The sequence below is a fragment of the Aeromonas sp. 19NY04SH05-1 genome (assembly GCF_040581895.1).
GTDB classification, from domain to species: Bacteria; Pseudomonadota; Gammaproteobacteria; order Enterobacterales; family Aeromonadaceae; genus Aeromonas; species Aeromonas enteropelogenes.
In genome coordinates, this window is sequence record NZ_CP095328.1 from 3,557,996 (window position 1) to 3,576,609 (window position 18,614).

At 60.3% G+C, this 18,614-nt stretch carries 22 protein-coding genes; 8 read left to right on the forward strand and 14 right to left on the reverse strand.

Features of this window, described 5'->3' with window-relative positions; genetic code table 11:
- Window positions 1–333 precede the first annotated feature (333 nt).
- Genes MRK42_RS16245 through nqrM form a run of 8 tightly spaced genes read left to right on the forward strand, consistent with a single transcriptional unit; the run spans window position 334 to window position 7,431 of the window.
- Window positions 334–1,677 (forward strand): Na(+)-translocating NADH-quinone reductase subunit A, encoded by a 1,344-nt coding sequence (locus MRK42_RS16245; RefSeq protein WP_026456008.1) that lies wholly within the window; start codon window positions 334–336, stop codon window positions 1,675–1,677.
- Window positions 1,678–1,680: 3 nt separating this feature from the next.
- Entirely contained in the window at window positions 1,681–2,910 is a 1,230-nt protein-coding gene (locus tag MRK42_RS16250; protein WP_026456009.1) for an NADH:ubiquinone reductase (Na(+)-transporting) subunit B, read from the forward strand.
- Window positions 2,900–3,688 (forward strand): Na(+)-translocating NADH-quinone reductase subunit C, encoded by a 789-nt coding sequence (locus MRK42_RS16255; protein WP_026456010.1) that lies wholly within the window; start codon window positions 2,900–2,902, stop codon window positions 3,686–3,688. Before MRK42_RS16250 ends, MRK42_RS16255 begins: the two co-directional genes overlap by 11 nt.
- On the forward strand, window positions 3,681–4,313 hold the full coding sequence (locus MRK42_RS16260) for an NADH:ubiquinone reductase (Na(+)-transporting) subunit D (RefSeq protein ID WP_042028012.1): 633 nt from the start codon (window positions 3,681–3,683) through the stop codon (window positions 4,311–4,313). The genes MRK42_RS16255 and MRK42_RS16260 overlap by 8 nt, the downstream gene beginning before the upstream one ends.
- 3 nt (window positions 4,314–4,316) lie before the next feature.
- Window positions 4,317–4,913, forward strand: a complete 597-nt coding sequence (gene nqrE, locus MRK42_RS16265; RefSeq protein WP_026457917.1) for an NADH:ubiquinone reductase (Na(+)-transporting) subunit E — start codon at window positions 4,317–4,319, stop codon at window positions 4,911–4,913.
- A 17-nt stretch (window positions 4,914–4,930) separates the two neighbouring features.
- Window positions 4,931–6,154 (forward strand): NADH:ubiquinone reductase (Na(+)-transporting) subunit F, encoded by a 1,224-nt coding sequence (gene nqrF, locus MRK42_RS16270; protein WP_042073202.1) that lies wholly within the window; start codon window positions 4,931–4,933, stop codon window positions 6,152–6,154.
- A 3-nt stretch (window positions 6,155–6,157) separates the two neighbouring features.
- On the forward strand, window positions 6,158–7,195 hold the full coding sequence (locus MRK42_RS16275; RefSeq protein WP_042028013.1) for an FAD:protein FMN transferase: 1,038 nt from the start codon (window positions 6,158–6,160) through the stop codon (window positions 7,193–7,195).
- 11 nt (window positions 7,196–7,206) lie between these two features.
- Window positions 7,207–7,431, forward strand: coding sequence for a (Na+)-NQR maturation NqrM (gene nqrM / locus MRK42_RS16280; protein WP_026458096.1), 225 nt, complete (start codon window positions 7,207–7,209; stop codon window positions 7,429–7,431).
- Window positions 7,432–7,504: 73 nt separating this feature from the next.
- Here nqrM and MRK42_RS16285 read toward each other — a convergent pair whose 3' ends face one another.
- The 14 genes from MRK42_RS16285 to MRK42_RS16350 all read right to left on the reverse strand — a co-directional run bounded on the left by MRK42_RS16285 (window position 7,505) and on the right by MRK42_RS16350 (window position 18,569).
- A complete protein-coding gene (locus MRK42_RS16285; RefSeq protein WP_338611068.1) occupies window positions 7,505–8,044 on the reverse strand; it encodes a DUF3833 domain-containing protein in 540 nt (179 codons plus the stop codon).
- A 14-nt stretch (window positions 8,045–8,058) separates the two neighbouring features.
- Window positions 8,059–8,601, reverse strand: coding sequence for a chalcone isomerase family protein (locus MRK42_RS16290; protein WP_225634234.1), 543 nt, complete (start codon window positions 8,599–8,601; stop codon window positions 8,059–8,061).
- Window positions 8,558–8,776, reverse strand: coding sequence for a TIGR02450 family Trp-rich protein (locus MRK42_RS16295; protein WP_124239298.1), 219 nt, complete (start codon window positions 8,774–8,776; stop codon window positions 8,558–8,560). Before MRK42_RS16295 ends, MRK42_RS16290 begins: the two co-directional genes overlap by 44 nt.
- Window positions 8,773–9,252 (reverse strand): DUF2878 domain-containing protein, encoded by a 480-nt coding sequence (locus tag MRK42_RS16300; RefSeq protein WP_338611069.1) that lies wholly within the window; start codon window positions 9,250–9,252, stop codon window positions 8,773–8,775. The genes MRK42_RS16295 and MRK42_RS16300 overlap by 4 nt, the downstream gene beginning before the upstream one ends.
- Before the next feature lie 2 nt (window positions 9,253–9,254).
- Window positions 9,255–10,511 (reverse strand): cyclopropane-fatty-acyl-phospholipid synthase family protein, encoded by a 1,257-nt coding sequence (locus tag MRK42_RS16305; protein ID WP_042073211.1) that lies wholly within the window; start codon window positions 10,509–10,511, stop codon window positions 9,255–9,257.
- The gene (locus MRK42_RS16310; protein ID WP_338611070.1) at window positions 10,511–11,269 is read right to left on the reverse strand and encodes a DUF1365 domain-containing protein; all 759 of its coding nucleotides are present in this window, start codon (window positions 11,267–11,269) and stop codon (window positions 10,511–10,513) included. Before MRK42_RS16310 ends, MRK42_RS16305 begins: the two co-directional genes overlap by 1 nt.
- A complete protein-coding gene (locus tag MRK42_RS16315) occupies window positions 11,266–12,525 on the reverse strand; it encodes an FAD-dependent oxidoreductase (protein WP_338611071.1) in 1,260 nt (419 codons plus the stop codon). The genes MRK42_RS16310 and MRK42_RS16315 overlap by 4 nt, the downstream gene beginning before the upstream one ends.
- Window positions 12,522–13,256, reverse strand: coding sequence for an SDR family NAD(P)-dependent oxidoreductase (locus MRK42_RS16320; RefSeq protein ID WP_338611072.1), 735 nt, complete (start codon window positions 13,254–13,256; stop codon window positions 12,522–12,524). Before MRK42_RS16320 ends, MRK42_RS16315 begins: the two co-directional genes overlap by 4 nt.
- Entirely contained in the window at window positions 13,253–13,681 is a 429-nt protein-coding gene (locus tag MRK42_RS16325) for a nuclear transport factor 2 family protein (RefSeq protein WP_026458157.1), read from the reverse strand. Before MRK42_RS16325 ends, MRK42_RS16320 begins: the two co-directional genes overlap by 4 nt.
- Before the next feature lies 1 nt (window position 13,682).
- Window positions 13,683–15,104: a deoxyribodipyrimidine photo-lyase gene (gene phrB, locus MRK42_RS16330; protein ID WP_225634228.1), complete on the reverse strand. Its 1,422-nt coding sequence runs from the start codon at window positions 15,102–15,104 to the stop codon at window positions 13,683–13,685.
- A complete protein-coding gene (locus MRK42_RS16335; protein WP_225634227.1) occupies window positions 15,101–15,988 on the reverse strand; it encodes a MerR family transcriptional regulator in 888 nt (295 codons plus the stop codon). Before MRK42_RS16335 ends, phrB begins: the two co-directional genes overlap by 4 nt.
- Window positions 15,989–16,051: 63 nt before the next feature.
- Window positions 16,052–16,996, reverse strand: a complete 945-nt coding sequence (locus tag MRK42_RS16340; protein ID WP_061475980.1) for a DUF523 and DUF1722 domain-containing protein — start codon at window positions 16,994–16,996, stop codon at window positions 16,052–16,054.
- 180 nt (window positions 16,997–17,176) lie between these two features.
- Window positions 17,177–17,812: an outer membrane beta-barrel protein gene (locus tag MRK42_RS16345; protein WP_224210237.1), complete on the reverse strand. Its 636-nt coding sequence runs from the start codon at window positions 17,810–17,812 to the stop codon at window positions 17,177–17,179.
- Window positions 17,813–17,996: 184 nt separating this feature from the next.
- Window positions 17,997–18,569 (reverse strand): DUF3157 family protein, encoded by a 573-nt coding sequence (locus MRK42_RS16350; RefSeq protein WP_338611073.1) that lies wholly within the window; start codon window positions 18,567–18,569, stop codon window positions 17,997–17,999.
- Window positions 18,570–18,614: the final 45 nt, after the last annotated feature.

The window sequence follows — 18,614 nt, forward strand, 5'->3', positions numbered from 1 at the left end:
CGGATTATCTTTTCTAATCAATATTCTCAACAATAAGATTACCCCTATTGGGGTATTCAAATAAAAAAACCTTTAAAACCACGGTTTACGAGGGGTTCACCCCCTTATTCAGGAGAGGTTAATTTTGTGATGGCACAGGGATTTTACCCATTTGTCATGGCAGAAAATGAGTCATAAGTGGTAAACTCAAGCGCTTTTGAGTGACCCCGCATATTGGATGATCGCCAGCGCTGTTTACTGGTTGCAACGGCAATATCGTCACTCGACCACCCGTCGTGATGTATTTCTCGGCGCTAACCAACCTCTCTTCCCGTAACGGTAGTGCAAGTAAGTATGATTACAATCAAAAGAGGACTGGACATCCCCGTGCTGGGTGCGCCAGAGCAAGTAATCTACGATGGCCCCGCCATCACCCGTGTTGCTACACTGGGCGAGGAGTTCGTGGGGATGCGACCTACTATGTTCGTCAAAGTAGGTGATCGCGTCATCAAAGGTCAGGATCTCTTCGAAGACAAGAAGAATCCCGGCGTTAAATTCACAGCTCCTGCCACCGGTGTGGTTTCAGAGATTAACCGTGGTGCCAAACGTGTTCTTCAATCCGTGGTCATCGACCTCGACGGCTCGGACGAACAGGTAACCTTCGAGCACTTTGCCTCCGCCGAGCTGGCCAAGCTCGAACGCAGCAAGGTGCAGGAGATCCTGCTCGCCTCCGGTCAGTGGACTGCGCTGCGTACCCGTCCGTTCAGCAAGGTTCCCGCCGTTGGCTCCGCCCCGCGCGCCATCTTTGTGACCGCGATGGACACCAACCCGCTGGCAGCCAATCCCGAGCTGATCATCAAGGAACAGTCTCAGGCGTTCCTCGACGGTCTGGCCGTGCTGACTCGCCTGACCGATGGCAACGTCTACGTCTGCAAGGGCGAAGCCAGCCTGCCTCACTCTCCCCTGGCCCAGGTCAAGGAAGAGATCTTCGTCGGTCCTCATCCTGCCGGTCTGCCTGGCACCCATATCCACTTCCTGGATCCGGTCAGCAGCACCAAGGTGCAGTGGCACATCAACTATCAGGATGTGATCGCCTACGGCAAGCTGTTCACCACCGGCCAGATCTTCACCGACAAGGTGATCGCCCTGGCAGGTCCGAACGTGCTCAAGCCGCGTCTGCTGCGTACCCGTCTGGGTGCCTGCATCAGCCAGATTACCAACAACGAGCTGCGTGCCGACGAAAACCGCATCATCTCCGGTTCTCTGCTGAGCGGTGCCAAGGCCGACGGGGTTCACGACTATCTGGGTCGTTACCACAATCAGGTCTGCGCACTGGGTGAAGGTCGCGAGAAAGAGTTCCTGGGCTGGATCAACCCCAGCGCCAACAAGTTCTCCATTACCCGCACCACCCTTTCTCATCTGATGAAGGGCAAGCTGATCAACTTCACCACCACCACCAATGGTAGTGATCGTTCCATGGTGCCTATCGGCAACTATGAGCGGGTGATGCCACTCGACATCCTGCCGACCCTGCTGCTGCGGGACATGATCTCTGGCGATACCGATGGTGCACAAGCACTGGGCTGCCTGGAGCTGGATGAGGAAGATTTGGCCCTCTGTACTTTTGTCTGCCCCGGCAAGACCGAGTACGGCCCTATCTTGCGTGAGTGCCTGACCAAGATTGAACTGGAAGGTTAAGCGATGAGTTTCAAGCAACTTCTTGAAAATATGGAACACCACTTCGAGCCGGGTGGGAAGTACGCCAAGTACTACGCCCTGTTCGAAGCGGCGTATACCCTGTTCTATACCCCGGGTTCCGTAACCCGCAATGCTGCCCACGTTCGTGATGCGCTCGATCTGAAGCGCATGATGATCATGGTGTGGCTGGCCGTGTTCCCGGCCATGTTCTGGGGCATGTACAACGTCGGCAACCAGTCCATTGCCGCGATTGCCCATCTGGGTACCGCCGCCGGTGCCAGCAGCTGGCAATATGCGCTGGCAACCATGCTGGGAGCCTCCCTGGATCCGGCCGTGGCCGGTGTCGGCAGCAAGATGCTGATCGGCGCAGCCCACTTCTTCCCGATCTACATCACCGTCTTCCTGGTCGGTGGTTTCTGGGAAGTGCTGTTTGCCATGGTGCGCAAGCACGAGATCAACGAAGGCTTCTTCGTGACCTCCATCCTGTTCGCCCTGATCGTGCCGCCCGAGCTGCCCCTGTGGCAAGCTGCCCTGGGTATCACCTTCGGTGTGGTGATGGCCAAGGAAGTGTTCGGTGGTACCGGCAAGAACTTCCTGAACCCGGCCCTGGCGGGTCGTGCGTTCCTGTTCTTCGCCTACCCGGGTCAAATCTCCGGCGACGCAGTCTGGGTTGCCGTTGACGGTTTCTCCGGTGCGACTGCCCTGAGCCAGTGGGCCCAAGGTGGCCAGATGGCACTGATCAACAGCGCCACCGGCGAAGCCATCAGCTGGATGGACGCCTTCCTGGGCAACCTGCCGGGTTCCATCGGTGAAGTTTCCACCCTGATGATCCTGTTGGGCGCCGCCATGATCGTGTACATGCGCATCGCCTCCTGGCGCATCATCGCCGGCGTGATGGTCGGTATGATCGCGACTTCCCTGCTGTTCAACGTCATCGGTTCCGACACCAACCCCATGTTCAACATGCCGTGGCACTGGCACCTGGTGCTGGGTGGCTTCGCCTTCGGTATGGCCTTCATGGCGACCGACCCTGTCTCCGCAGCCTTTACCAACAAGGGCAAGTGGTGGTACGGCGCACTGATCGGCGTCATGGTCGTGCTGGTTCGCGTGGTCAACCCCGCGTTCCCGGAAGGCATGATGCTGGCCATTCTGTTTGCGAACCTGTTTGCTCCCTTGTTTGACCATTTCGTCGCTCAGGCAAACATCAAGCGGAGGATTGCTCGTGGCGTTTAATAAAGATTCAACCCTCGGCACCGTTAGCGTGGTGACTGGCCTCTGTCTGGCCTGTTCCATCGTGGTATCCGTTGCCGCCGTTGGCCTGCGTTCTACCCAACAGGAGAACAAGGCACTGGACAAGCAGAGCAACATCCTCGCCGTTGCCGGTGTGGACATCAGCGATGTCGCCAAGCGCGACATGGCCAAGCTGTATGGCGACAAGATCGAAGCCCGCCTGGTGGATCTCTCCACCGGTAACTTTGTTGACGGCGATGCCGACAACTTCGATACCAAGCAGGCTGCCAAAGATCCGGCCAAAAATATCCGTCTGGCTGCGGCCGACGACAAGGCCGGCCTGCGCCAGATTTCCAAGCTGATCCCGGTGTTCTTCGCCAAGGACAGCGAAGGCAAGATCGATAGCATCATCCTGCCCATCTACGGTCAGGGTCTGTGGTCGACCATGTATGCCTTCGTCGCCGTTGCTCCGGATGGCCAGACCATCAAGGGCATCACCTACTATGACCACGGTGAAACCCCGGGTCTGGGTGGCGAAATCGAAAACCCGGCATGGGAAGCCCTGTTCAAGGACAAGAAATTGTTCGATCAGAACGGCATGCCCGCGCTGCGCGTGATCAAGGGCCATGCTCCGGCTGGCTCTGAGCATGAGATTGACGGTCTGTCCGGCGCTACCCTGACCGGTAACGGCGTACAGCACACCTTCGACTTCTGGATGGGTCCCAAGGGCTTCGGTCCTTTCCTGGCCAAGGTTCGTGCAGGAGAAATCAACAATGGCTGACAAGAGCGAAATGAAAAAGTTGCTGTTGACGCCTGTGCTCGGCAACAACCCCATCGCCTTGCAGGTGCTGGGTGTCTGTTCCGCACTGGCGGTTACCAGCCAGATGAAGACAGCGTTTGTAATGACCCTCGCGGTCATGGCGGTCACCGCCTTCTCAAACCTGTTCATCTCCCTGATCCGCAACCAGATCCCCAACAGCGTGCGGATCATTGCCCAGATGGCGATCATCGCCTCACTGGTTATCGTGGTTGACCAGGTGCTCAAGGCTTATGCCTATGAGATCTCCAAGCAGCTGTCGGTATTCGTGGGTCTGATCATCACCAACTGTATCGTAATGGGTCGTGCCGAAGCCTACGCCATGAAGAGTGCCCCGCTGCCCTCCTTCCTGGACGGTATCGGTAACGGTCTGGGCTATGGCGCCATTCTGCTGAGCGTCGCCACCGTGCGTGAACTGCTGGGCTCCGGCACCTGGTTCGGCCTCGAGCTGATGCCACTGGTGAACAACGGTGGCTGGTATGTACCGAATGGCCTGCTGCTGCTGCCGCCGAGCGCATTCTTCATCATTGGTCTGATCATCTGGGGCGTTCGCACCAAGGATCCCAAGCAGGTGGAGGCAAAGGATTAAGGTATGGAACACTATCTGAGTCTGTTGATTCGTTCGATCTTCATCGAAAACCTGGCACTCTCCTTCTTCCTGGGGATGTGTACCTTCCTGGCGGTGTCCAAGAAGGTCAAGACCTCCATGGGTCTTGGTATTGCCGTTATCGTGGTGCAAACCATCGCCGTACCGGTCAACAACCTGATCTACAACTACGTGTTGAAGGCAGGTGCCCTCTCCCCCGATCTGGACCTGAGCTTCCTGAGCTTCATCACCTTCATCGGTGTGATCGCGGCCCTGGTACAGATCCTGGAGATGGCGCTGGATAAATACTTCCCGGCCCTCTACAACGCGCTCGGCATCTTCTTGCCGCTCATCACCGTGAACTGCGCCATCTTCGGTGGCGTCTCCTTCATGGTGCAGCGTGACTACAACTTCGTCGAGTCTGTGGTCTACGGCGTGGGTTCAGGTGCAGGCTGGATGCTAGCGATCGTTGCGCTGGCAGGTATCCGCGAGAAGATGAAGTACTCCGATGTTCCGGAAGGTCTGCGTGGCCTCGGCATCACCTTCATCACCGCCGGCCTGATGGCGCTGGGCTTCATGTCCTTCTCTGGTATCTCCCTGTAATCGGAAAGGAACGATAGATGGAAATTATTTTGGGTGTGGTCATGTTTACCGTGATCCTGCTGGCACTGGTGGCAGTCATTCTGTTCGCCAAGTCCAAGCTGGTGACCGCGGGCGACGTGACAATCAGCATCAACGGTGACCCGGCCAAGGCTGTGACCAGCCCGGCCGGTGGCAAACTGCTCGGCGTGCTGGCCGGCAGCGGTATCTTCGTCTCCTCCGCCTGTGGTGGTGGTGGCTCCTGCGGCCAGTGCAAGGTGCGGGTGAAGTCCGGTGGCGGCGACATCCTGCCGACCGAACTGGATCACATCAGCAAGGGCGAAGCCCGTCACGGCGAGCGTCTGGCCTGCCAGGTCACCGTTCGCGGCGACATGGACATCGAACTGCCGGAAGAGATCTTCGGCGTGAAGAAGTGGGAATGTACCGTCATCTCCAATGACAACAAGGCCACCTTCATCAAGGAGCTCAAGCTGCAGATCCCGGATGGCGAGAGCGTACCGTTCCGCGCCGGTGGTTATATCCAGATTGAAGCGCCGGCTCACCACGTCCGCTACAAGGACTTCGATATTCCCGAGGAGTATCGTGGTGACTGGGATCGCTTCAAGATCTTCGATCTGGAGTCCAAGGTTGACGAGCCGATCATCCGTGCTTACTCCATGGCCAACTATCCGGAAGAGTTCGGCATCATCATGCTGAACGTGCGGATCGCGACTCCGCCGCCCAGCAACTGGACTGCCCCTCCGGGACAGATGTCCTCCTACATCTTCAGCCTGAAGGCAGGTGACAAGGTGACCATCTCCGGTCCGTTCGGCGAGTTCTTCGCCAAGGACACCGACGCCGAAATGGTGTTCATCGGTGGTGGTGCGGGTATGGCGCCGATGCGCTCCCATATCTTCGACCAGCTGCGTCGCCTGAAGTCCAAGCGCAAGATGAGCTTCTGGTACGGTGCCCGTTCCAAGCGCGAGATGTTCTATGTCGAGGACTTCGACATGCTGGCCGCCGAGAACGAGAACTTCACCTGGAACGTCGCCCTGTCCGATCCGCAACCGGAAGACAACTGGGACGGCTACACCGGCTTCATCCATAACGTGCTCTACGAGAACTACCTCAAGAACCACGAGGCGCCGGAAGATTGCGAGTTCTACATGTGTGGTCCTCCCGTGATGAACGCCGCCGTCATCAACATGCTCAAGGATCTGGGCGTTGAAGACGAAAACATCCTGCTGGATGACTTTGGTGGTTAATCCATGCACAGCGTTGTAAAGACCTGGCTAGCCTTCGGGCTAGCCTTTTTCTTGACTGGGTGCGGTCAGGAAACGGTCCAGAGCAAGCCGGAGATCCATATCACCGGCAGCACCATGGGAACCTACTACTCCATCAAGGTGGCGGATGACGTCATCAGCGATCCGGCCAAGTTGCAGGCCGAAGTGGATGTGCTGCTGGAGCGGGTCAACGACCAGATGTCGACTTATCGTCCCGATTCCGAGCTCTCCCGCTTCAACCAGCATCGTGACTCCACACCGGTCGTAGTGTCGCGAGACACCGCTCGAGTCGTCACTGAGGCCATTCACATTGGCCGTGAGAGCCAGGGGGCGCTGGACGTCACCGTTGGCCCCTTGGTCAATCTGTGGGGCTTTGGCCCGGACAAACGGCCGACCAAGGTCCCGAGCGACGAGCTGATCACCCAGACCCGTCAGAAGACCGGGCTTGGCAATCTGCACGTCATCACCTCCGCCGATGCCGATACCCTGCAAAAAGATGTACCGGATCTTTACGTGGATCTCTCCGCCATCGCCAAGGGGTTTGGCGTCGACAAGGTGGCCGAATACCTGGAGTCCCTGGGAGCCCGCAACTATCTGGTTGAAATCGGCGGCGAGCTGAGGATCAATGGCGTCAACGGCAAGGGCCATCCCTGGCGCGTGGCCATCGAGAAACCCACCGCGGGCACCGGCACGGTACAGGAAGTGATAGTCCCGGGTGACAACGGCGTTGCCACCTCCGGCGATTATCGCAACTATTACGAACTGGATGGCCAGCGTTTCTCCCACACCATAGATCCGCGCTCCGGCAAACCGATCCAGCATCGTCTGGTGTCGGTCACCGTGATCCACCCCTCCTGCATGACGGCGGACGGGCTGGCAACCGTGTTCATGGTGATGGGGACCGAGAAGAGCTTGGCCTACGCCAACGAACGTGGACTGGCGATCTTCGTGATCACCAAAACCGACAAGGGTTTTGAAGAGGCCTACTCCGACGCCTTCAAGCCCTATCTGGTTAAAAAGTAAGAGGCAGCAACATGCAGATTTTTCTGATCACCTTCGGGGTGTTTCTGGCAGTAGTGGTGGCCATGGCCATCGGCTACATCTTCCAGAAGAAGAGCATCTCCGGCTCCTGCGGTGGCCTGGGCAGCGTGGGCATCGAGAAAGAGTGCGATTGCCCCGAACCCTGTGACAACCGCAAGAAGAAGATGGCCAAGGAAGAGGCCCGTCGAAAGATGCTGGAAGAGAATCGGATCATCTGAGCGCCCGGGCTCCGACGGTAACAAAAAGCGCGCCACTGGCGCGCTTTTTACTGGGGTTTGTCCGGCGACAAGGCTATGGCTTGCGCTCGATATAGAGGAGCACTTCCCCAAGATCAATGCCGAACTTGCTGATCCTGGCACGGTTGAGCAAGCGATCCGCATCCAGTAGATACATCCAGTCATCTAAGCTCACCCGTACCACCTCACCATCCGGCAGCGCCAGATCGAGCTGGTAACGCCAGTTGAGGGCAAAACCTTCCGTCTTGCCCACCGCCTCCCCCACCACATCCGATGCGCTGCCGCGCCAGTGGCCATCCGCCCCCTTGCGTAGATACCAGGTGCGAGTCTGCTGGCGACCATCGTCAAAATGGAACTGCTCGAATAGCTCTCCCTTGCCCTCCTGCCAGCGCCCCTCCATCTCGACCCGAAAGCGACTGGTCACTTCACCGCTGCGGTCTGTGACCAGGCCATGGGCTACCAGCTTGCCACTGAAGAAACGGGCGAGATCCCACTCGGGCCCCTGGCCACGGTAGTCATTGAGGTTGGCACCACATCCTGTCAGCAGCATGAGTGGCAACAAAGCGAGAAGACGATATAGACGGTAGCAAGACATAAAGGGCTCCGGCATCAGGGTTGGCCGCGCAGGCGGCGGGTCAGGGCTGGATCCCGGCTGTTGTCCGCCAGCCAGATCGCCAGAAAGGCGGCGGAAAACTGCGGTTCGGCGAGCGAGCCGAGGAGCTGCTCCTGCCACCAGAAGTGGCCGGTTCCCGCTTCGTCGACATAGAAGGTCAGCCTGTCGCCAGCTGCCACATCCGGCCAGAGGGTCGCAAGTTGCCCGAGCCAGCGCTGGCGATCGGCATCACTGCCAAGACCAAGCCGCTGCCACTCTTTAGCGGTGGCGCTGAGCAGATCCTCACGTTCGATGGCTCTGGCATAGGTCAGGGTCAGTGCCTGCGGATAATGGCTCGGCTGATAGCGACCACTCTCGCTGTAGAGGGTGGCGTCATAGAGCTTGAACCAGAGCCAGTTCATCTCCCCCTGGCCGACCGGACGCAACTGTTGCCAAGGGACGGCAGAAGCCTGCGCGGCAGTCGCCAGGTGCAAACTCAGCACCGCCAAGAGCAGGCTAGTTCCACCCCATGTGCCAATGGCTGGGATCTTCCAGTTCATGCCAATCCATCTCCTGTTCCTGCAGGGTATTGATATCCTGCATCACCACCTGCATCAGCCGCCCCTGCGCATCCCGCTGGCAGGCCACCACCAGATAGAAGCGATCAGTCAGCTCGTGCTGGCTCTCTTTGGTCCACTTGGAAAACAACAAAGTGTCGGTCGAAAAGGTGTTCATCTTGACTCACCCTCCAGCTTGACCATTACCCACAGTAGTAGGGGTAACCACCACATCCAGATCACGGCCAACAAGGCCACACTGATCCCAATGCCCCAGGGTAAGTGTACTGCTCCCATCTCGGCTCCCGCCACATAGGAGACCGTCCCCCCAAGCATGCCAAACAGCCCCTGTTGCCAACGGGGTAATCGCAGTAGCCAGCGCATGCCATGGGCCAGCGTCAGGGCAAATCCGACCCAGAGCAGCGCCAGCCAGAGCGGAAAACCGGCCTTGAAATCGAACAGCCCGAGCCGCCAGAGCAGCAGATCGAGCAGGCTACCTACAAGGGCCATGGGCAGGAGTCGCAGATCCCTTTTGCGGCTTGGCGAGCAGAGAAAATGAAGCAGCAGCATCGTAAGCAAGGGACCCGGCAGCTGCCACTTCACCGCCAGCAACCAGTAGAGGTTGAACCCCAGCAGTTGGGCCCACCGCCACATGGTCAGTGACCGCTTACCGGCAAGTCTCCCGACCAACCGAGCGGCCCGGGTTTGGCCGCCTCCAGTTGTACCAGGCTGATGGTGCGTTCCCAGAATCCCCCCTCGCAGTAGGCGAAATAGAAGTGCCACAGCCGGATGAAATCCTGGCTGTAGCCGAGCGCAGGCAGCTCGGGTGCCAGCGCCAGAAAGCGCTGGCACCAGTGGGCCAGTGTGCGAGCGTAGTGATGGCCGTGATCGTGCAGCCGCACCAGCTGCATGTCGGTTTCGCGGGCCAGCAATCCCGCCATCTGGGAGACGCTCGGCAGGCAGCCACCGGGGAAGATATAGCGCTGGATGAAGTCGACCCCGCGCAGGTACTGGGCATGGCGCTGATCGGCGATAGTGATGGCCTGAATAAGCAGGCGCCCACCGGGTTTGAGCAGGCGCGACAGCTGGCGAAAGTAGTCCGGCAGAAAGGCGTGACCCACCGCTTCGATCATCTCGATGGAGACCAGCTTGTCGAACCGCCCCTCCAGCTTGCGGTAATCCTCCAGCAGCAAGGTGATGCGATCCCCGAGCCCCTCCCGCCCGATCCACTCTTTTGCGTAGTCGTGCTGGGCCTGGGAGATGGTGGTGGTAGTCACCCGGCAGCCGTAGTGGCGAGCAGCAAAGACGGCCAGCCCACCCCAGCCGGTCCCGATCTCCAGCAGATGATCGTCCGGGCCGAGCTCGAGCCGCTCGCAGATGGTACGCAGCTTGGCCTGCTGCCCCTCTTCCAGGGTGGCCTCTGCCCCCGGATAGATGGCGCTCGAATACTGCATATGGCTGTCGAGAAAACCCTGATAAAGAGCGTTGCCGAGATCGTAGTGGGCGGCGATGTTGGCGCGCGACCCGGTCAGGGTATTGCGACTCCGCCAGTGGCGCACCTTGTTGAAAGGGAAGCTGAGCCAGCCCAGGCGCCGCTCCAGACTGTCGAGCAGAGTCAGGTTGCGGGCCAGCAGCCGCACCAGCGCCACCGGATCCGGGCTGGTCCATAGCCCTTCTACCCAGGTTTCACCGGCAGCGATGCTGCCCCCCAGCAGCAAGCGGCGATAGAAGGCCGGATCCAGCACCACCAGCTCGGCATGCAAATCACTGGTTGCATCACCAAAGCTGTGACGCTCGCGGCCATCTCGCAGCAGCAGTTGGCCTTGGTCGAGCCGCCCCAGCAAATTGAGCAACAGTTGCCTGGCCCCCTTGTCGATGAAAGAGGCAGAAACAGAAGATTGCACCAGTTCCATTAGCGAGTCTCCGGATGGGTGAAGATGGGGGTTCGTTTGATAAAAAGACGCAGGGCCTGCCAGTAGATACCGAGCAGCACCCTCATGGTCATCCAGGGCCAGCGGACCAGCAGCGCCGCCAGCCCCTGGCGCGACAGCGGCTCCCGCCTTAGCGTCAAGGTAGCGTCAAACAGCTTGGCCTCCCCAGATACGGGATGACTCTCGATATGGATCAGCGTCTCCTGCGCGGGCGGGCGGATGCGCCAGTGGTAGCGCATAGCCAGCTCCATGAAGGGGGAGACGTGAAAATCCTTGTCGTGGGGAGCCAGCGCCGCCAGATCCAGCAGATAGTAGTGGCGCTCGTTCCAGGGGGTGTTGGAGACCTCGGCCAGCAAATAGCGCGTCTCCCCCTGCCGATCGCAGAAGTAGAAGTTGACCGGGCTGAAGTAAAACCCCAGGCAACGTACGTTGCCGAGCAGCAACACCCGCCCCTTCGGGTCGGCATCGCCGCCCAGCTCGGCCACCTTGTCCCACACCGCCTGTTTGAGCGGGCCCGCGCTCCCCCGCAGGTAGTCATGACGACGAAAGGAGAGCAGCCCGGCCCGCTCCACCGCGAACCATCTTCCCTGATCGAGGCCCGGTAGTTCATCTAGATCCAGTCCCAGCATGAAGAGGTGGTACGAAAAAGCGTGAGCCCTCGGCGCGAAGCGGCGGTGGCGCACCGAGCCCCGCCAGATGGCGCTGATCCCGCCGCTCACTGTCGCGGTTGCGCCTTTCATAGCTCGGCCCCGAAGCGCCGGGCTACATCCAGGGCGCTGCGCACCCCATCCTCGTGAAAGCCGTTGTACCAGTAGGCACCGCAGAAGTGGGTGTGCCGCTGGCCGCAGATCTCTGGTCGCCGCTGCTGGGCGGCGATGGAGCTCTGATTGAACACCGGATGGTGATAGACGAAACGGCGCAATACCTTGCTCTCGTCCACCCGCCCTGCGGGATTGAGGCTGACGCAGAAGGGCTCGGGTGAACTCACCCCCTGCAGGATATTCATGTTGTAACTCACCAGTGGCCGTGCGCCGTCATCATCACCGAGCTGATAATTCCAGCTGGCCCACGCCTTGCGGCGCACCGGCAGGCAAGTTGCGTCGGTGTGGAGCCAGACGTCATTGGCCTGATAGGGCATGGCGCCGAGGATGGTCCGCTCCCGCTCGCTCGCATCCGCCAGCAGGGCCAGCGTCTGGTCGCTGTGGCAAGCGAGTATCACCTCGTCAAAGTGCTCCTCGCCATCATGGCTCTGGACAATGACGCCATTCGTCACTCGCCGGATCCCCGCTACCGGGCAAGCCAGCCGGATCTGCGACAGCCATCCCGCCGTGAGCGGCCCTATGTATTCGCGCGAGCCACCGGGAATGACGTACCACTGGGGCCGGTTTGCCACCTCCAGCAGGCCGTGATGGGCAAAAAATCGCAGGAAGAAGCCAAGGGGGAAGGCCCGCATATCGGCCAGGGTGGATGACCAGATGGCCGCCCCCATCGGCAGTATGTAGTGACGGGCGAAGTAGTCGCTAAACTCCCCCGCCTGCAGGAAATCCCCCAGGGTCAGTTCGGAGCCAACATCGAGGGCCTGGTGATCCACCAGCCAGGCGCGAGCCTCCCGGTTGAAGCGCAGGATCTCGGCAACAAAGCCGTAAAACCGCGGGCTCAGCAGGTTGCTGCGCTGGGCGAACAGGGTATCGAGGTTGTGACCGTTGTACTCGAGCCCCTGCGGGCTTTTCACCGAGAAGCTCATCTCGGCCGGTTGCCGGGCCACCCCGATCCGCGCCAGCAATGCCATAAAGTTGGGGTAGGTGCGATCGTTGAACACGATAAAGCCGGTATCGATGGCGTAACGTCGCCCGCCCTGCTCCACGTCGACTGTGGCGGTGTGGCCCCCCAGGGTCGGCGCCGCCTCGAACAGGGTGATGTCGTGCTGTTTGTGGAGCAAAAAACCGGTGGTCAGCCCTGAAATCCCCGAACCGACGATGGCTATCTTTCTCTTCATGAGTGGCGTCCTTTCGACACAAGCGAGCTGCCAAGACGCAGCCAGAGTCCCACCGGCAGCGCACCAAGCAGGCGCAGCAACCAGATGAAACGACGGGGAAAGTGGATCTGATGGTGACCGGCGGTAAGCCCGTCCATGATGGCGCGGGAAGCCTCCTCCACAAGCACCAGACAAGGCATGGGAAAATCATTCTTTGCGGTGAGCGGCGTTTCCACAAAGCCGGGGCGGATCAGGGTGACCCCGATCCCTCTGCCAGCCAGATCGAGGCGCAGGGTATCGGCCAGATAGTCGAGGGCCGCCTTGGAAGCGCCATAGGCCTCGGCCCGTGGCAGTGGCAACCAGCTCACCGACGAGCTGACAATGGCAAGACGGGCCCCCGCCCCCAGCAGTGGCAGGAAGGCGGCCAGCGCATGAGCGGTGGCAATGAGATTGGTCTCGATGACCCGGGCAAACAGGGCGCTGTCAAACCCCTCGGCCAACTCCATATATTCGCAATGACCGGCGTTGAGGATCAGCAGATCCAGCGCAGGCAATGTACCCACCACTGCGTTCATGGCCGCTGGATTTCGGGTATCAAACTGCAAGGAGGTGATGCCCTCACTCTCCAGCCCCTGCAGCCGCTCCTCATCGCGACCACAGCCCCACACCTGCCAGCCTGAGCGCCGGTAATCGAGGGCCAGCTGGCGGCCGATGCCGGAGGTGGCACCTGTGATCAGCACCCGGCCGCTCATGCCCCCAGCCTCCCCTTGATGGTCCGCACCAGGGATCCGAGCAGCGGCAACTGCTCATAGAGCATGGCGCCGAGGTCAAAATAGTCCCGGTGCAGGCAGACCTTGCCCTCCTCGTCGAATTCGAGGCGGGTCGCCCCCTCCACTGTCACTGGCTTGCCGACACGCAGCCTTGGGTGGGAGAAGGTCATGGTCCAGCCGAGCCAGGCTTGTCGCCCCTGTTGCTGCTGACTGGTAATGACAAAACGACAATAGGCGAGGCGCTGATAGAGGGCGGCAAAATAGTCGCTGAGCGCCGCCAGTCCCTCGATGCGGTGGGCAGGATCGATAAAGATCACCTCGTCGGCATAGACCTCGGACAATAGGTGCAACTGCTGTCTGTCCAGCTGCTGATAGAGGGCGACGAAGCGGGCCAGCGGCTCATCCATGCTATTTCTCCAGGAAGCGAAACATTTCGATGGCTCTCACCCGGGCGACGGCGTGATCCACCATGGGGGCCGGATAATCCTGCCGCCCCTTGAGCCGCAGCCAGTCGTGAGGCTGGTGCAGATAGGCGGCGGGCACATCGGCCAGTTCAGCGACCCAGGTACGAATGAACTCCCCTTGTGGATCAAATCTTTGTCCCTGGGTGGTGGGGTTGAACACCCGAAAATAGGGTGCCGCATCGGCCCCGGTCCCCGCCGCCCACTGCCAGCCGCCGTTGTTGGCCGCCAGATCGCCGTCTATCAGCTTGCTCATGAAGTAGTCCTCCCCGAGCCGCCAGTGGATGTGCAGATCCTTGGTGAGGAAGCTCGCCACTATCATCCGCAGCCGGTTGTGCATCCAACCGGTGGCATTGAGGCAGCGCATGGCCGCATCGACGATGGGGTAGCCGGTACGTCCCTCGCACCAGGCGGCAAAGGCATCCGGGTCCCAGCTCCACGGCAGGGCCGCAGTCTCCGCCTTGAAGGGGCGATTCATGGAGAGGCTTGGGATCAGCGCCAGCAGATGGCGATAGAACTCACGCCAGATGAGCTCGTTGAGCCAGACAAATCCGGGCTGCGCCTTCGACTGGGGTCGATAGCCGAGGCGCTGTTGCAGTGCCCCTACGCACTGGCGCGGACTGATGATACCGGCCGCCAGATAGGGGGAGAGCACAGAGGTGCCCGCCAGGGCCGGAAAGTCCCGGGTCTCGCCATAGTCGAGCACAGCCTCATCGAGGAAGGTGTTCAGACGGCGCTGAGCCTCGGCCTCCCCCACCGGCCAGCGGGAGTCGGCCATCAGCTCGCCAAGAGCGGCATCGACAAATTCCCGCTCGGCCAGCGGCTGCCACGGCAGTGATGCACCGCGTGGCTCGGGAGCGCGGTGAATGACAAAGCCATCTTCCTCGAGGGCCTTGAGCCAGGCCCGGCTGAAGGGGGTATAGACCTTGAACATCTCCCCCGAGCCGGTCAGCACCCGCCCGGGCGGCAGCACGCAGCAGCCGTTGAACCAGTGGCAAGCAATCTCCTGCTCCGCCAGCACGGCACTGACGGCCCGATCCCGACGCTGCTCGTCGATCTCGATGGCCTGATTGGCGTAGAGCCGGGTCACCCCCAGATCGCGACTTAAGTCAGCCAACGCAGCTGACACTTCGGCAAACGTCTCGACCCGCAGCAAATGGAGCTGGATGCCGAGCGCCGCCAGCTCGCGGCCCAGCTCATCGACCTGCGCCAGGATGAAACGCTGGCGAACGGGGGCCAGCTTGTGCTGCCGCCACTGGGTCGGTGAGATGATAAAAAGCGCGGCGACCGGTTCCTCGCCGGCACAGACATGACGCAAGGCCGGGTTGTCGGCAAGGCGCAAGTCGTTGCGAAACCAGACCAGTTTCATGACTTTTGCCTCCCGCGCCCGCTGGTAGTCCCCACGACAGTCTCGTCCGCTATTGCCTCACCCAGAGTGGCTTTCCAACTGTGAGCGGCCTGCCAGTCGCCGTCATAGAGGCGCCCCAGCTCGCCAAAGAATCGGGTATCCTCGGGCCAACCGGCGGCCAGCTCCTGCTTGCCAAGCCCGGCCCCCAGCAGCACCAGCCAGGGGGGTGTGGAACGCCCCTCGAGCAGAGCGACATGGCGAGGTTCGACCGCCCCCAGCAGTTGCACCTCGTAACCCAGACCCATCAGCTCATAGGCCGCCCAGACCAGATCGAGCGGGCCCACCTGTCCCCAGCTCGCTAGGGTGACCGGCACGCCCTTCTCCTGCTCGATGAGGTAGCGGGCGAAGCGGGTATGCAGCCAGCCCAGCCACACCTGTTGCAGCAGCTCGCCATCGGGTCGCTCGCGCCAAAGGCCAAGCAGCCGCTCCACCAGCGGTTGCAGCACCCGGCTGCGCACCAGCTCGAAGGGATAACTCGCCAGCAGATCATTGAGCAGCGCCTCCGCCTTGCGCTGGTTGAAGGCGAGCAGTGCCTGACTGAACTGCTCCAGAGTCTGCTGCCAGTGATCGCTCACCGGTTGGGAGTGGGGCTCGCTCAACAGCCCCTTGACCTGCCCTATGCTCACTCCCCGCTCCAGCCAACTCAGGATCTCGCCAATCTGGCGGATATCCTGCTCGCTGTAGAGGCGGTGCCCCTTCTCGGTGCGGGCCGGCTGTACCAGACCGTAACGACGCTGCCAGGCACGCAGGGTGACGGCATTGATGCCAGTGAGGCGGGAAACCTCACGGATGGGGTAGATCCCCTCATCAGACAAAGGGGAAGCGGCTTGCGGTAAATCAGACATAACGACGTCCATCAAAGGTTGGGAGAGAGGCCCCGGCCAGCTGCCGGGACCTTCACACGGCATTCATAGCCCGTAACGCAGCTTGAGCGTATCGGGATGAGGATTGAGGTAAACCTGCTCGGCAAGATACGGATTGGGATACTCCCGCAGGTAGTGGCGGATCAGGGTCAGCGGCACCAGCAGCGGAAAAATACCGGTGCGGTACTTGTCGATGGTGTCGCAGAGCTCCTGCTTCTGGGCCGGGGTCAGCACCCGCTTGAAGTAGCCTTGCAGGTGCATCAACACATTGGTGTGGCTGCGCCGGTTTGCCCGCAAGGTCAGCGCCGCCATCAGCCCCTTGATGTAGCGCTCTGCCACCTCTTCCAGATTGGCCTTGCCCAGATTGCCGAGCATCTGCCCGAGGGCGCGGTAGTGAGTGGTAGCGTGAGAGAGCACCAGATACTTGTAGCGGGAGTGAAAGCGGATGAGGGCGGCGGCGCTGAGCCCGCGCGCGCAGAGCTGTTGCCAATCGTGATAGGCAAACACCCGCAGCACGAAGTTCTCCCGCAGGATGGGGTCGCACAACCGGCCATCCTCTTCCACCGGCAGCAATGGGTTGGCCTCCATCAATGCCTTGGCAAACAGGCCTACCCCCTCCTTGGCACTCCCCTCGTTGTTGGCGCCATAAATTCTGACCCGTTCCATGCCGCAGCTGGGAGATTTGGCACAGAGGATATAACCGGAGATGAAGTCGAGCTGGCGCGCCTTCTGCTCGCTGAAAGCGATTAATTTCTCCGTGACATCGAAGCTGCCGTTGCTCGCCTCGGCGCGTACCTCGCCATGACGCTTGACCAGCCGGATGGCGGCGCGAGGAGCACCCAGGCCGATGGCCATCTCGGGGCAGACGGGGTGATAGTCAAAGTGAGCCCCAAGATCCCGTTCACAGAAACTGGAGCGCTTGTGGCCCCCGTCAAACCGCACCTCCTGTCCCAGCAGGCAAGCACTGATCCCGACTTTAATCTTGTACATGATGGCACCCCTTGTATAAGCCTTGATTCAGTTATAGCAGTTATACAAAAAAAAGGAAGTTGTACAACTACTGCAAACCGATACGGCACAGGAACAAGCAAGGGAGCATCATCAGACAAAAAAAAAAGCCCATGGCCATCGCCATGGGCAAACATCAAAGACACTACGGAGTTCATCGCATCAGAAGCTGTACTTCACTCCCAGGCTGGAGATGGAGCCTTTTTGCAGATCCCAGTTGCGGTAGGTGTAATCGGCAGTCAGGGCCCAGTTCTGGTTGAACTTGTAGGCACCACCCACCTTGAAGTCGTGCATATCATCGGTCATGTTGGCGTAACGATAGGCGGTGGAGAGCTCCACATTGCCGATGTCGTAACGCAGACCCACTTCCCCGTACATGCTGCCGCTATCCTTGCGAGCGACCGCATCCCATCCATTGACATCATGGGCCAGCTCTCGCTCCAGGCGGTAGCCGGTCAAACCTGTCTCGCCATAGAGGTTGAGGCCGCTGCTCAAGGGGGTGAACACACCGACACCGACGCTGGAGATGGACATGCTGTCGTTGCCATTGTTGCGGGAGGTAAATTCGGTGCCGGCACGGCCGTAGAAGTTGGAGCCGAAGCTCTTGGAGAGATCCAGGCTCAGACCGCCGAAATCACGGGTTCCCTTGCTGTCGTTGCTGGATTTGCCATTGAGGTAGTCGGACTTGGTGTGTGCCCAGGTCGCCGACCCTTTGGCGTAGCTGAACGCATCCTGTGCCAGTGCGGAGGTAGAGGCGAAGCCGGCCAGGACCAGAAGAGAGATTGCAGTTTTGTTCATGTGATTGACTCCATGGGTAAGCTCGTCAGAGCTGGTATGGAGTCATTGTGCAAACAGGCGGCGGCAATGCCGAGCGGCAAGCTGTTGCCAAACCATGTCAGATGTAAGCAGATATTGCAGGTGATGACGGCGGCAACATCTGCCCTGACCCGGACCAACTGAGCCGGGTCAGGAGATCAGGGGATCAGCGGAAAACCACCTCGTCGATTTCGATACGCACCAGGGGTTCTCCCGTCAACCCGGCCGGACGCGACATCTCGAGACCACGTGCCGGACGAACCTGTCCCTTGCGCAGATAGGTCTCGGGCAGACGGTTCTCAGCAACCCAGAAACGCGCCTCCTGACGCTGCAACTGCACCCCGTCGGCACTGAACAACGTCACCCAGCCGCGCACCCCGACCACATTGCGGGTGCCGGTGTTGCTGATCTGAAAGCTCAGCGCCATGGGATCCGAGCCCTCAACCTTGTCCAGCTTGACCATGATGCCATCGCGGACCGCCTGGGAGAGCAGCTCGGGATGGGCCTTGGCCTGCTCGGTCAGCACGGGAGCCGCCACCGCCACCACAGCGCCGGATTTCGCGCTCGCCTCGCTCCCCTTGACGGGCTCAGCCTGCTTGACCACCAGATACTCCCAAGTGAAGTCATCATTGAGCTGGACCTGGCGCCCATCGGGCAGGGTCACCTGAGAGAGAGGAGCCGCCTGTGCCAGCACAGGAGTGAGGCACAGGGCAACCAGCAGACGGGACAAAGATTTCATAGGGTCGGGACTCGATATCATTGAAAGGGCGACAGTATAAACACT